This is a genomic window from Brucella pseudogrignonensis (assembly GCF_002252525.1).
Taxonomy (GTDB): Bacteria; Pseudomonadota; Alphaproteobacteria; order Rhizobiales; family Rhizobiaceae; genus Brucella; species Brucella pseudogrignonensis.
The window spans coordinates 167,645-181,550 of record NZ_NNRM01000041.1 but is presented as its reverse complement, the minus strand read 5'-3'; the positions used below and the strand labels follow the sequence as shown (position 1 = coordinate 181,550).

Sequence of the window (13,906 nt, the reverse complement as noted above, 5' to 3'; positions counted from 1 at the left end):
GCTCGCGGTTTGATTGATTGATGCAAGTGGTCAGAAGCTGCCCTTGATGCCGATGCCGAAAGTGCGTGGCATTGTCATGCTGGCCTGTGTCGTTGCTCCGCTTAGACCGCGCGTTGCTTGCTTGGATGTTGGTACACGTTCGTTGAAGATATTCTTCACAAATCCGTAGAGCTGGAATTTTTCGTTAAAGTCGTAACTCACGCGTGCGTTGGCGATTGTGTAAGCGTCAATCCAATAGGATGGGGTGTTCGCGACATCGGAATAGTAGCTGTCTATGTAGCGCACATCACCGGAAACATTGAGTTTTTCGGTTACATTCCAACTTGCGCCGAAGTTCAGCATATAGCCCGGCGATTTGGCGAACTCGTTATCTGCATAATCAGGGTTGCTCGAGATCTCATCGATTTTCGTGCGCATGATGCCAGCCCCTGCCTTGAGGGTCAGATTATCGAGGATCTGATAATCGGCGCCGAGTTCAAGCCCATAGGCATGTGCCTTTTCCGCGTTGATCGTATATGACTGGGTGATGCCGGGAGAAATGACAACCGGAATATTATACTGGGCATTCTTGAAGTCCATGTAGAACACGTTGCCGTTTATAACGAGCTTGTTGTCCAGGAACTCCGCGCGGGTGAACAATTCGTAGTTCCACAGAGTTTCCTCATCGAACTTGTTCCATTTGCTCGTCGCAGGGTTGGCTGTGTTCATATAAAGCGAAACACCGCCGGGATTATAACCGCGACTGATAAGACCACCGACTGTAAGGTCAGGGGTGATAGCATAGGCCAGCGATACTTTAGGCAAGAAAGCCGAGAAGGATTCATCGAAATTAATCGCGTCGAGCGCATAGACCGAGACGCCATCGCGTTGAATTTTGTCGTGCTGGAAGCGTGCGCCTCCAGTCAATGTCCATTGCTCATTAATACGCCAGCTTAGTTCACCAAACAGGCCAACATTCGTTTTCTTATCGTCAAACGTCGAGATATAGTTGTTGACGGCGACCTTATTGGCCGCGTTCACCATATCGAGTAGCTCGTCGGTCTTCGTATGGGCGAAATAAACACCGGCGACACCGCTCAGGACATCCTCCTGATCTCCAAAAGTGAGGCGTGTTTCATTCGAAATATTGGTTTGCTCAATATTGGCATCACCATTATGCGCGATACCTACTCTGCGCTCGACCGATGAATCTGAGAACTGTGTCTGGTTGTGGAGTTTGAAGCCGTTATCAAATTCGTAGCTGACATCCAGGATGCCGGTATTGGTACGCTGATCCCACGACGGCAAGGTGGCGCCACTGTAATCGAGATCATAGTAAAACGGCGTGGCCGCTTCATAGGTTGGGCGATTGCTTTTGTTGAAAGAGTAGGTGAGCTTTGCCTCAAGGCCGGGGATTTCCGCAGGCTGCCAGAGCAGCTTCGAACGAATGTTCAGCGACTGGAAATCCTGATCGGTGCCGGAAGAGTAGAAACCCGGATTGACATAATCGATGAAGGTGTCGCGACCCGAATAATCAATTGCCAGACGGCCAGCGAGCTCATCCTTGTAGAGCGGGCTATTCAGCATGATAGAAGTGCGCTTGGATTTATAGCTGCCGATCTCGACCTGATATGCGCCTTCCTGCTCAAAAGTCGGGTCTTTGGTATTGACCACGATTGCACCGGCAATCGCGTTTGCGCCCTGCGATGTGGTCTGCGGCCCGCGGAAAACCTCGATGCTGTCGAGATCCCAGATCGAGGTGGAGCCAAAGATGAACTCGTTATAGTTCAAGTAATGACCATCAAGATTGATCGTTGCGCGGGGGACGGTGCCCGAGAAGAAGGCCGTCGCACCATTGTTTGGTCCCTGCGTGTCCTGACCACGAATGACCGGTGCACCAACAGTGTCGGTATAAACAACATTGGGTGTTCCGCGAACCGCTTCGGATACGGAAGTGTCGCCAGTTTTTTCCTTGTCGATTTCCTTTGCCGTAATCACGGTCACGGATGAGGCGGTGTTCTTGATATCACGCGCAACTTTTTCGCCGGTGATGACGAGTGTGTCGAGCACCAGTCCTTTGGAGCTTCCTGATGCGTCCGCATCTTGCGCGAAGGCTGATGAGCTTGAAATCGCTGCCAGCGTCAATGCGCTGACGCCGTAGAAAAAGCTGCGGGAGGAGCGGGTAATCATAAGTCGCCTCAAAACATGAGTGTGTAAGTCATGTTCTGTTATGCTGACTAAAGAGATTCCGCAATAAGGAATGCATACCGCAATACAGTATGAATGCAAGCTTGTTGAGTATGTTGCCAAATCGCAACATGTTCTGGGGTGGGATGGCTTGCGCGGTATCGTGCGACGAGGACTTTGTCGGCTTAGCTATCTGGAAAGGCATGACTTTACTTGCCCATCGGGCTAAAGAAAGGGGTGAATCTATGGGAGGCATGACAATTGGAAGATCAGGATCAATCCGTGAGTGAGGAGATGGAAGTCGTTAGCGACAAACGTTCCGGCACGATTCAGTCTGTTTCAATTGCTGCCCGATTTCTGAAAATTCTTGCCAATGCCGAGAATGAGCTGCCTTTGGGGGAGGTCGCAAAACGAGCTGGAACCGGCGGCTCGACAGCGCATCGCTATTTGCAAAGCCTTGTAAAAGAGGGGCTTGCCAAGCAGGATCCGGTCAGTGGCTTTTATGATCTTGGTCCAACGGCACTGAGCATTGGCATCGGCGCGCTTCGGCGGGTCGATGCGGTGGAAATTGCTGCACAACACATGAAAGCTCTATCGCAAAGTCATGCGATGAGTGGGGGGGTGGCGATCTGGACTGACCGAGGGCCAACGCTGGTTCGCTGGTATCGCAGCGCCTATTTTTCCGTGAACCCGCTGGCGCTTGGAGATACCTTGCCGATCGACAATACAGCCTGCGGCCATATTTTTCAGTCCTATCTTCCAAAGGCCACGGTCGATGCAGCGCGCAAGGTGCAGCCCGCGCATTTTCGCGGAACGCCGCCGTCCAAAGCCCTGCTTGAAAAGGTGCGTGAAGACCGCTGGTCCGAGATGACCAGCCATCTTTTGTCGAATGTAACGGGTCAGGCTTCGCCTGTGCTCGATGCCCAGGGAGAGATTGTCTGTGTGATGACTACGGTTGCTGATCTCGGCCAGTTGCGCACGGATGAGGAGCGCCGTGCGCTTTTCCATGAAGCTTGCATCGTCAATGAATCGACAGGTGGCCTTATCGTCGATACCAAACTGGAAATGCCGAACAGCTAGAGCGCATCCCGAAAACCGGGTCCGGTTTTCAGAGTGGAATACGTGCTATTCCGCAGGCTCGATATGGGCGGCGCTGCTTTTCGGAACGATCAGCGGCGTCCCCGAAACCGGGTCCGGAATGATGATCGAAGACAGCCCGAATGCGTCTTTAACCAGTTGTTCGGTGACGATTTCAGACGGCTTGCCCTGCGCTATAATAGCACCTTCCCGCATGGCAATCAGGTGGGTCGCATAACGACAGGCGTGGTTCAGTTCATGGAGTACGGCGACGACTGTTCGCCCTTGTCTATTAAGCTGCGCAAGCAGATCAAGCAGCTCAATCTGGTGTGCGATGTCGAGATAGGTTGTTGGCTCATCCAGAAGCAGGATTGGTGTTTCCTGTGCCAGAACGAGCGCAATCCATACGCGCTGGCGCTGGCCACCGGAGAGTTCATCGACAAGCCTTCCCGCCAATTCGGTGATGCGGGTGGCGTCCATCGCTTGCGCCACGGCCAGTTCATCAGCTTCTGACCATTGCCTCAAAAATGACTGATGCGGGTAACGGCCGCGAGCTACCAGGTCTGCAACAGTGATACCTTCCGGTGCAGTCGAGCTTTGCGGCAGCAACCCCAGCCGTCGGGCGGTCTCTTTTGCAGGCAAACTCGCGATATCGCCGCCGTCGAGAATGATCTTCCCCTGACTTGGCTTGAGCAATCGCGACAATGCTCTGAGCAGGGTAGATTTTCCACAGGCATTCGGGCCGACAATCACGGTGAATGACGCATCCGGAATAGATACCGACAGATCGGTTGCAACCGTTCTCTCGTCGTATTTCAGGGTCACGGCTTCAGCGTGAAGGCGGTGTGTCATTGCGGCTCCTCGATGGATCGTCGGCAGGGTATGCGTGTCACTCTGCATTGCCTCGTATTGCATTGTAGAATGCGTTCTGCAATATGGAGTGGCGCGATCATGTTTTATGATGCGCCTTCTCATCCCATTGCATAACGCGGCAACGAAGTATCAGCTATGGCACTTAGTAAGAATGTTCTCAAGTTTCTGGTAATGCTTGCGTTGCTGGTTTTGCCCTTCAAATTGGCGCTTGCGGAAGATGCAGCATGGCCCCGAACCATCGAACATCATTCGGGCACGCTGACGCTGAAATCCAAACCCTTGCGGATTGTTTCGACTGCGCCGAGCCTGACGGGTATTCTGTTGGCCATCAATGCGCCGCTGGTCGCCAGTGCGGCAACCACGCCAAGTCCTTTGACCGATGAAAAGGGCTTCTTTTCACAATGGGCCAAGGTGGCGGATGAGCGTGGCGTCGAGGTTCTCTACTCCAATCTGGAATTCGATATTGAGGCAATTATCGCAGCCGAGCCTGATCTGGTTGTTGTTTCAGCGACAGGTGCGGACAGCGTTCTGCCCCAATATGCAGAGCTTGTCGCGCAAGGCATCCCGACCATGGTGGTCAATTATTCCAATCAGAGCTGGCAGGATATTGCGAAGCAACTCGGCAAGGCCGCAGGTCTTGAGGATGAGGTTGTCGCAAGCGTTGCGCGCTTTGATGATTATGCTGCCAAGGCTGCAGCGGAGATCACAGCGCCTGTCGATCCGGTAACGATTGTCGGTTATAATATCGGAAACAGCTACTCGATTGGCAAACAAACAAGTGCACAGGCACAATTGTTGGAAGCGCTTGGGTTTAAAGTCGCGGGTTTGCCGGATGCTCTCACAAAGCAAGTCACACGCAGTTCGGATTTTGATTTCATTTCGCACGAGAACCTTTCCGCTGCTGTAACCGGTAAGAGTGTGTTTCTCCTGCGCGGCCTGGAAGGCGATGTACACTCATTTCTGAGTGACCCGGTGCTTGCCAATCTGGATGCCGTGAAAGGCAACCAGGTCTATTCGCTTGGGCCGACATCCTTTCGCATCGACTATTATTCGGGCATTCAGATGATCGATATGGTCGTCCCGCATTTCCGTAAATGATCGCCGGCTTGTTTCAACAAAAGAGAATTTGTGGGTTCTCTCGCGTATCGGAGAGGCAACGCCGCTTTTGGGGGCTGATTGCGGGGCTTGTGGTGCTGTTGCTTGCCGTCTTCGCAAGCCTGGTGCTCGGTTCGCGTTCGATCTCGCTTGCCGATACCGTGCAGGCGCTCTGGATGCCAGATCTTCAAAGTAATGAGCATCTGATCATCCGCGAATTGCGGGTTCCGCGTACCATTATTGCCATTATGGTCGGGTTGGCGCTGGGCGTCGCAGGTGCCGTGATGCAGGCTGTGACCCGCAATCCACTGGCTGAGCCGGGATTGCTGGGCATCAATGCAGGGGCTGCGGTTGCGGTCATCCTTGGGATCGTGGCGTTTAACCTGACAAGTGTTTCACAATATGTCTGGTTTGCCTTTGCTGGTGCGGGCCTTGCCGGGGTCGCGGTTTTCTTTCTGGGACAGGAAAGGCGCGCTGGGACCAATCCCGTTCGTCTGGTGCTGGCAGGTGCGGGAATATCCGTCGTTCTGGCTTCTGTTGCGGGCATTCTCATCATCAATGCGCCAACATCTGTTTTGGATCAATTTCGTCACTGGTCGGCGGGCTCCGTCGAAGGCAGGGGATATGATGTCATTGCGGTACTTGTTGTTTCGATCGCTGCCGGATTGATTGCAGCATTTTCGATTGCCGGACGATTGAACGCGCTTGCACTGGGCAAAGAACTGGCTGCTGCACTGGGCGTGGATGTCTATCGCACCTGGTTCCTTTCCTGCCTGTCTGTCATGCTTCTTGCTGGCGCTGCAACAGCGGGTGCCGGGCCGATAGGATTTGTGGGATTGGTGGCTCCACATCTCGCCCGGATTGTGGTTGGGCCGAACTATCGCTGGATTTTACCGTATTCAGCGCTGTTCGCAGCCATTCTATTGCTCGGCGCAGATATTATCGGGCGCGTGATCGCAGCACCTTCAGAGGTTGCGGCGGGCATCGTTTCGATGCTGCTCGGTGGACCATTCTTCATTTTCGTTGTTCGCAGATTCCGGCTGTCAAAACTATGAGTGCTCAACGTCGATCTGTCCTGCGTTTCGGTTCATTTTCCATTCAATGGCGAATGAGAACATTGCTTTTTTGTATTCTGCTGATTGTGCTCGCCTGCGCTATGGGCGTCATGCATCTGGGTACAGGCAGCATGGGTTTTACCCCCAATGATATTCTCAAAAGCGTCACGGGCCATGGTCTTAATCCAACGACCGACCGAATAATTTTTCGCGTGCGCCTTCCTCGCTTGATAACCGCACTTTTCGTTGGTGCTTCACTGGGTATGGCGGGATCGATCTTTCAATCCATCTCACGCAATGCGCTTGGATCGCCCGACATCATAGGGTTTACGACGGGCGCGGCAACGGGCGCTATCGTCCAGATAATCCTCTTCAATTCCGGGCCATTTGAAACTGCATTGGCTGCTGTTTTATCCGGTATCGGCACAGCGCTGATTGTGTTTCTGCTCGCGATGAAAGGCCGAACGACGGGTGGTTATCGGCTTATCCTGGTTGGCATTGGTGTGGGGGCGGTTCTGTCCGGTTTAAATACGGTGATGCTTGTCGCAGGTGATCTTGATCAGGCGGCATCGGCACAGCTCTGGCTTGCCGGCTCACTGAACACCCGAACCTGGTCTCATGCGTTGCCTGCCGTCATCGGCTTCGCGGCGATCCTGCCGGTTGCGATTTATCATGCCCAGCGGATTGATCTGATCGAAATGGGGGACGATGCTGCACGCCAGCTGGGTGTCGCAACTGAATCGACGCGGCTAATCATGGTTTTAGCCGCTGTTGGCCTGACATCAATTGCAACGGCTGCGGCTGGGCCGATAGCCTTTATCGCGCTTGCTGCCCCGCAACTGGTGCGGCGGCTGACGCGTGCAGCCGGTGTGCCGCTTGTTGCAAGCGCGCTTATGGGCGCGACATTGCTGATAGGGGCTGATCTCGTCAGCCAGCATTTTCCGCTCAATGTAAAAATGCCAATAGGTTTGACGACAGGTCTGCTCGGTGGCGTCTATCTCTTGTGGCTGCTGGCAAGCAATCGTCGTACGCTTTAGAGCGCATTCCGAAAAGTGTGAAACGGTTTTTGGAGTACAAAAAGCAAAAATCCCGGACGAAACCGGGACTTTGTTGCCTATACTCAACGGAAAACTGGAGCGGGCGAAGGGATTCGAACCCTCGACCCCAACCTTGGCAAGGTTGTGCTCTACCCCTGAGCTACACCCGCTCGCGCCAGTCGTTTCCGTCAGGCAGGCGCTATATGGCCCAACGCTTTTGATATTGCAACAGGGAAAATGTTCTTTCCTGAAAAGAAAAAGCTGAAATAACATAAGCTATTGATATTAATAGTAAAAATTATTCCTCGCCCCGTTGTGAATAAGATGCTTTGCCTTTGCAACTTAGGCTCAGCCTCGCCAAATCAGTGTGAATCAGCTGCATTCGAATGCATATATTTTTGCTTTTACGATTCATCACGGTGCTTCGGGCCTGTTCGGAAGCAATCGCTCTGCGATGGCAAAATACGGCTATTGCGTCTTTGGCCTGCGTGATTAAGTGTATAACAACGCTTCTATAATGGTCTTTTGAAAAGACCGCGCATTCAGGGAACAGAATCTTATGCCCATGACATCGGCCGAGCTGCATGAATATTTGAAAAACCTCGATATCGAGGTGAAGACGGTGGAGCATCCACCATTGTTCACAGTCGCCGATTCACAAAGCCTGCGTGGCGAAATCGCCGGAGGTCACACCAAGAATCTGTTTCTGAAGGACAAGAAAGACAATTTCTTTCTGGTGACAGTGGATGAAGAAGCAGTGGTTGATCTCAAGTCGATCCATCAGATTATTGGTGCTTCCAGCCGCGTTTCCTTTGGCAAGCCAGAGAAGCTGATGGAATACCTCGGCGTGGTGCCTGGCGGTGTTACGGTCTTTGGCGCGGTAAACGATACAGGGCATAATGTTCAGATCGTCCTCGACGCAAGTCTGATGGAAAACGACATCATTAATGGGCATCCTCTGACGAACGAAGCCACGACATCGATCAAGCGGGACGACCTGATGCGCTTTCTTGCTGCGACAGGACATGACGTGCGCATTCTTGCTGTTTCAGAGGATGCGAAGGCGTCTTCATAGGTATAGACTGGTAAGTGACGCTTGCCGTGCGATGGCGGCTTGCAATTGGTTGCTGCAGATACAAACTGACATATCGAAACCGGCCTGCCGCTGCCCTATATGCAAGCTGGAAGACATAAGGAATATCCGATGACGAGCCAGAACAATCCCTATTCGAACTCAGGTGCGCAAATGACCGGCAATGTGTCTTTTGGCACCTCGGCTCCAACCGCCGGTGGCGCGTCTCTGGGCGGCAATGATCTTATCAAGGACACAACGACTGCAGCCTTTCAGGCCGATGTCATCGCGGAATCGCGAAATCAGCCCGTCCTCGTTGATTTCTGGGCGCCATGGTGCGGCCCTTGCAAACAGCTCACGCCAATTATCGAAAACGCGGTTCGTGAAGCAGGCGGTGCAGTCAAGCTCGTTAAGATGAATATCGACGACCATCCGTCGATCGCGGGTCAGCTCGGCATCCAGTCCATCCCAGCTGTCATTGCCTTTGTGAACGGACAGCCTGCTGATGGCTTTATGGGAGCGCTGCCTGAATCCAAGGTGAAGGAATTCATCGCGAAAATAGGTGGCCCAAGCGATCAGGAAGCGGCAATTGCCGAAGCCGTGGCCGCGGCCAAGGAACTGGTTGAAGCTGGTGATTTCGTGCAATCGGCGCAGATTTTCTCGTCAATCCTGCAGGTTGCGCCTGATAATGTCGATGCTGTTGTCGGTCTGGCGACTTGCCTGCTTGAATCAGGTGATGCTGAGAAGGCGCGCGAAATTCTGGCAAGCCTGCCTGCTGACAAGCAGGATGCAGCGCCGGTTCGTGCGCTTGAAGCGCGGCTTGCACTTGCTGATCAGGTGAAGCTGATCGGTGATCCGGTAGAGCTGGAGCGTCGTGTTCAGGCTGATCCGAACGATTTTCAGGCGCGTTACGATCTTGCGCAAGTGCGCAATGCGCAGGGACGACGTGTTGAAGCGGCTGATGAGTTGCTGGCTGTCATGAAGGCTGATCGCAGCTGGAACGATGATGGTGCGCGCAAGCAACTTCTTCAATTCTTTGAGGCATGGGGCAACGCAGATCCGGCGACACTGGGCGCGCGCCGCAAGCTTTCATCGCTCCTGTTTTCTTAAGCGGCTTCATAATACGGAACCATTGAAGCCACTTTATCTCTTTATTTTTATGCATTTTCATATGCAAAGCCGCTTCGCACTTTTACTGGAAATGCTCAGAAGGAGAAAGTCATGCAAGTGGGCAATGCCCGATATCGGACAGCTTCGGATATTCCGGAGCTTGTTCCGGTATTTCCGCTCAAGGGAGCCCTTCTTTTGCCCGGTGGCCAGCTGCCACTGAACATTTTTGAGCCACGCTATCTCGAAATGGTCGAAGACGCGCTCGCTGGTAAGCGGATTATCGCGATGATCCAGCCTCGTATTGAAGATGCAGATGACGACGACGAAGGCGAGACGTTCGACGAGACTGCTCGACCGCAATTGAGTCAGGTTGGATGTCTTGGACGGATCACCACTTATTCCGAGACTGGCGACGGCCGTGTGCTTATTACATTGCAGGGCATCTGCCGGTTCCGGGTTCTGGAAGAAGTGAACTGCCGCAGGCCTTATCGCCAATGCAAAATTGCACCGTTCCTGACCGATCTTGAAGCGGCGCGCGATATCGGTGAGATTGATCGAGAAGCGTTGTTGCGTGCTTTCAAGGACTATCTTGAAGTGCATAATCTGGAAGCGGACTGGGATAGTATTTCGCGGGCTGCCAACGACACACTGGTCAATGCGCTTTCGATGATGTCTCCCTTCGGTCCTGCTGAAAAGCAGGCGCTTCTGGAAGCTGCAGATTTAAAAACACGGGCCGCGACCCTCATCGCGATTACCGAAATGGTTCTGGCGAAGGCCAAAGACGATTATGGTTCGCGTCTGCAATGACTGCTGGGGAAACAATAATGGCAATAGATGAAAATACCGGCAACCTCGACGTGAAACTGCTTGAGCTGCTTGTTTGTCCGCTAACCAAGGGGCCGCTCCAATATGATGCGGAAAATAATGAGTTGATCTCGCAAAAGGCGAGACTTGCCTATCCGGTTCGCGGCGGTATTCCGATCATGCTGCCATCGGAAGCGCGTCCTCTGGAATAGAGGGTATCCAGCTTCGGGCAGATTTGAAGTTTAAACGAATCTGCCCGATAAAGCCGTTATATAATTTCTGCATGTCCTCTGTTCTTTTTCATAAATTTCGCATCGCGGGTTGTTGCTTGCCGCGCGAGGGGGTTCTATAACCCTCGCGGAACTTGAAAGCGCGATATCGGAAATTGATTTCCCTGCCGCTATTGTGTGAGAAAAAACAGAGGCTTGGCATTATGGCATCCAGAAAACTCCTTCTCCTGCCCGGCGATGGCATCGGTCCCGAAGCAATGGCTGAGGTCCGCAAAATTATCGCTTTCCTCAATTCGGGTCTGAATCTCGGTTTTGAAACCGATGAAGGCCTGGTTGGCGGATCGGCATATGATGCGCACGGTCAGGCGATTTCTGATGCGGATATGGAAAAGGCGCTTGCTGCTGATGCTGTGCTTTTCGGTGCGGTTGGCGGTCCTAAGTGGGATAGCGTTCCTTATGAAGTACGTCCCGAAGCAGGTCTCTTGCGTCTGCGCAAGGATCTCGCACTTTATGCGAACTTGCGTCCGGCAATCTGCTATCCGGCCCTCGCACATTCATCGTCGCTGAAGCCGGAAGTGATCGAAGGCCTCGACATTCTGATCCTGCGCGAGCTTACCGGTGGTGTTTACTTCGGCGAGCCTAAGGAAATCATCGACCTGGGCAATGGCCAGAAGCGCGGTATCGATACGCAGATTTACGACACCTACGAAATCGAACGCATTGCCGATGTGGCTTTTGAACTTGCGCGCACCCGCGGCAACAAAGTTACGTCGATGGAAAAGCGCAATGTGATGAAGTCGGGCGTCCTGTGGAATCAGGTCGTTACCGCTCGTCACAAGGAAAAGCATTCGGATGTTGAACTTGAGCATATGCTGGCTGATGCTGGCGGTATGCAGCTCGTTCGCTGGCCGAAGCAGTTCGACGTGATCGTGACCGACAACCTGTTTGGCGATATGCTTTCCGACGTTGCTGCTATGCTGACCGGTTCGCTCGGCATGTTGCCGTCGGCTTCGCTCGGTGCTGCTGATGGTGTTACCGGCAAGCGCAAGGCGCTTTACGAGCCAGTACATGGTTCGGCACCAGACATTGCTGGCCAGGGTGTTGCCAATCCGATTGCCATGATCGCCTCGCTTGCCATGTGCCTGCGCTACTCGTTCAACCTGATCGATGAAGCTGATCGTCTGGAAGCTGCGATTGCCGGTGTTCTCGATGATGGTCTGCGCACTGCCGACATCTGGTCGGAAGGCACCAACAAGGTTGGCACCACCGAAATGGGCGATGCAATTCTTGCAAAGTTCAAGGCGCTTTCGGCTTAATCGCTGATAATACCTTTTAGAAACGGCCGCTGTGCAGAGATCGCGCAGCGGCTTTTTTATTATTTTCAGTCGAGCTGTATTGTGAAGTTTGCGAACACCGCAGCTATCAGCAAGGCGATGAAGAAATATTGAAATCCCTTCCTTTTGATCCGCATTGCAAACAATATCACGGCAGTTTCGATCGCAAAGAAAATGAAATCGCCGAGCGGAGATTCTTCATTATTGATTGAAATGCTGGGGCCAGCACTGCGCACAAGTTCCATCAGATTGAGCAATATCAATAGTGACAGCAGCCATGTTTTTCGCGACATAAAATAGCGTTCATAGTCGCCATATTCCTTAATGTCGTCCGGCGTTAAAGTAACGCACATGAAAAACAGGCCGAAAACATAAAGAAGGTCTGAGACATAGGTATAGACATTGTATGTCTTTGTGCTGCTTTCAAAAAGATAGTCCCACCAGAACTGAATGATCCAGAGGAAAACAACAATAACCCATCCGATATGCATATAAGATATTTTATGCTTGTTCGGATGCTGGACGAAACGCGAAGCAAAGATGAGCAGCCGTGACATGCACAGACTGATACCCATGCCATTGATAATTCTCATATGAGAGAAAGCATCAGCAGCACTGATTGCTGTGTCGACTCCTGAAGGCAATTCTTCACCTGCTTGTTCAGTTTGTTAAGGATGCACGGCTGTCTTACAGCGGTTCCAGTTCAGAATGAATCGTTGGAACCGCTGTAACTGTTTGTTCTTGCGCAATATCCGACGCAAAATCGCTTCGCACTTTTGCTGGAAATGCTATGATATTCAGAATAAATAGCGTGTGTTTGACTAAGAATGAATAGAATTGTTTTGTTATAGTAAAGTTGTTTCGCCGCTCTGCAGAAAGTGGATAGCTGGAAAATAAACGCCCGATTTCCGGCTGCAATTTATCGCCAGGACGCTAAGAATAGTGGTCATGTTGAACACACTTCCCGATATGAACACCTTGTATGACGCCTTGCTTGCCCGCAACACTGCGTATGAAGGCAAAGCCTATGTTGGCGTGCTTTCGACGGGCATTTTCTGCCGGCTGACCTGTCCTGCACGAAAGCCGTTGAAAGAGAATTGCCGGTTTTTTGCTTCAATACCTGAATGCATTGCCGACGGTTTTCGTGCTTGCAAAAGATGCCACCCGTTGCAGCCCGCAGCGGAAGCGGATGTTTCTGTCGATCGTCTGCTGAAGGCGTTGGAAGCACAGCCGCAACGGCGCTGGAGCGAGGGTGATGTCGCTGGCATGGGCTTTGATCCATCGACCGTGCGACGTAGTTTCAGGCGGCATTTTGGTATTACCTTTCTTGAAATGGCTCGGCAGGAACGGTTGCGACAGGGTTTCCAGACACTTGCGCAGGGTGAGCGTGTCATCGATGCCCAAGTCGATGCGGGTTTTGAATCACCCGATGCGTTCCGCAATGCTTTCGCCCGAATTCTAGGTCTGGCCCCGGCGCAGTTACAAAAGGATGGCTTGCTCCGCGCAGATTGGATTAAGACGCCGCTCGGTACAATGATTGCCGTGTGTGATCAGTCATCCCTGCATTTGCTGGAATTTGCTGATCGCAAGGCGTTGCCGCAAGAGCTGAAAAAGCTGCATAAGGCCTGTTATGGTGCAATCGGTATCGGACGATATCCGTCGCATGATGTGCTGGAACGGGAGCTCGATGCATTTTTTGCAGGACGATCCGCCAATTTCAATATTCCGCTGGTGCTGCATGGGAGCGCATTTACACGCGACGTCTGGCGAGAATTGCAGAATATCGGAGCAGGCCAGACACGAAGCTATAGCGAGATTGCAAGGGCAGTAGAAAAGCCGCTTGCGGTTCGTGCCGTGGCGCGGGCGAACGGTGCCAATCAGATTGCCATCATCATTCCGTGTCATCGAGTGATTGGTGCGGATGGCTCATTGATCGGTTATGGCGGAGGCCTTTGGCGAAAGCAGAAGCTTATCGAGATCGAGGCACAATATCGTTGAGTGGACGCAATTAAAAAACGCCGCCCGATGAGGCGGCGTTTTCAGTTTATTTGAG

At 52.5% G+C, this 13,906-nt stretch carries 13 protein-coding genes and 1 tRNA gene; 10 read left to right on the top strand and 4 right to left on the bottom strand.

The genetic code is table 11. The features are described 5' to 3' along the window. Positions 1-30 precede the first annotated feature (30 nt). Positions 31-2,169: a TonB-dependent receptor gene (locus CEV34_RS18655; protein ID WP_007877731.1), complete on the bottom strand. Its 2,139-nt coding sequence runs from the start codon at positions 2,167-2,169 to the stop codon at positions 31-33. 291 nt (positions 2,170-2,460) lie between these two features. Here CEV34_RS18655 and CEV34_RS18650 point away from each other — a divergent pair, with 291 nt between their 5' ends. Further along, positions 2,461-3,246, top strand: a complete 786-nt coding sequence (locus CEV34_RS18650) for an IclR family transcriptional regulator (RefSeq protein WP_039860395.1) — start codon at positions 2,461-2,463, stop codon at positions 3,244-3,246. A gap of 45 nt (positions 3,247-3,291) precedes the next feature. Here the strand turns inward: CEV34_RS18650 and CEV34_RS18645 are convergent, their stop codons facing one another. Then, a complete protein-coding gene (locus CEV34_RS18645; RefSeq protein ID WP_007877735.1) occupies positions 3,292-4,095 on the bottom strand; it encodes an ABC transporter ATP-binding protein in 804 nt (267 codons plus the stop codon). A gap of 156 nt (positions 4,096-4,251) precedes the next feature. Between CEV34_RS18645 and fepB the strand changes: the two genes are divergently transcribed. The 3 genes from fepB (at position 4,252) to CEV34_RS18630 (ending at position 7,303) form a co-directional block, all read left to right on the top strand. Beyond that, positions 4,252-5,214 (top strand): Fe2+-enterobactin ABC transporter substrate-binding protein, encoded by a 963-nt coding sequence (gene fepB / locus CEV34_RS18640; protein WP_007877736.1) that lies wholly within the window; start codon positions 4,252-4,254, stop codon positions 5,212-5,214. An 89-nt stretch (positions 5,215-5,303) separates the two neighbouring features. Next, entirely contained in the window at positions 5,304-6,266 is a 963-nt protein-coding gene (locus CEV34_RS18635; RefSeq protein WP_007877737.1) for a FecCD family ABC transporter permease, read from the top strand. A gap of 53 nt (positions 6,267-6,319) precedes the next feature. Then, on the top strand, positions 6,320-7,303 hold the full coding sequence (locus tag CEV34_RS18630; RefSeq protein ID WP_235819106.1) for a FecCD family ABC transporter permease: 984 nt from the start codon (positions 6,320-6,322) through the stop codon (positions 7,301-7,303). A gap of 95 nt (positions 7,304-7,398) precedes the next feature. Here the strand turns inward: CEV34_RS18630 and CEV34_RS18625 are convergent. Then, a tRNA-Gly gene (locus tag CEV34_RS18625) sits at positions 7,399-7,473 on the bottom strand. Positions 7,474-7,862: 389 nt separating this feature from the next. Between CEV34_RS18625 and CEV34_RS18620 the strand changes: the two genes are divergently transcribed. From CEV34_RS18620 to leuB, 5 genes are all read left to right on the top strand, one after another. After that, positions 7,863-8,378: a prolyl-tRNA synthetase associated domain-containing protein gene (locus CEV34_RS18620; RefSeq protein ID WP_007877747.1), complete on the top strand. Its 516-nt coding sequence runs from the start codon at positions 7,863-7,865 to the stop codon at positions 8,376-8,378. A 129-nt stretch (positions 8,379-8,507) separates the two neighbouring features. Beyond that, positions 8,508-9,485, top strand: coding sequence for a thioredoxin (trxA, locus tag CEV34_RS18615; RefSeq protein ID WP_007877749.1), 978 nt, complete (start codon positions 8,508-8,510; stop codon positions 9,483-9,485). 111 nt (positions 9,486-9,596) lie between these two features. Further along, positions 9,597-10,292: an LON peptidase substrate-binding domain-containing protein gene (locus tag CEV34_RS18610; protein ID WP_007877750.1), complete on the top strand. Its 696-nt coding sequence runs from the start codon at positions 9,597-9,599 to the stop codon at positions 10,290-10,292. Positions 10,293-10,309: 17 nt separating this feature from the next. Further along, complete coding sequence (locus tag CEV34_RS18605; protein ID WP_007877751.1) at positions 10,310-10,501, top strand: Trm112 family protein; 192 nt, start codon at positions 10,310-10,312, stop codon at positions 10,499-10,501. 221 nt (positions 10,502-10,722) lie between these two features. After that, positions 10,723-11,835 (top strand): 3-isopropylmalate dehydrogenase, encoded by a 1,113-nt coding sequence (gene leuB / locus CEV34_RS18600; RefSeq protein ID WP_007877752.1) that lies wholly within the window; start codon positions 10,723-10,725, stop codon positions 11,833-11,835. Positions 11,836-11,900: 65 nt separating this feature from the next. On the opposite strand, the gene CEV34_RS18595 is transcribed toward leuB, so the two are convergent. Then, on the bottom strand, positions 11,901-12,497 hold the full coding sequence (locus CEV34_RS18595) for a hypothetical protein (RefSeq protein WP_143853440.1): 597 nt from the start codon (positions 12,495-12,497) through the stop codon (positions 11,901-11,903). 304 nt (positions 12,498-12,801) lie between these two features. Here CEV34_RS18595 and CEV34_RS18590 point away from each other — a divergent pair, with 304 nt between their 5' ends. Then, entirely contained in the window at positions 12,802-13,851 is a 1,050-nt protein-coding gene (locus CEV34_RS18590) for a bifunctional transcriptional activator/DNA repair enzyme AdaA (RefSeq protein ID WP_007877755.1), read from the top strand. Positions 13,852-13,906: the final 55 nt, after the last annotated feature.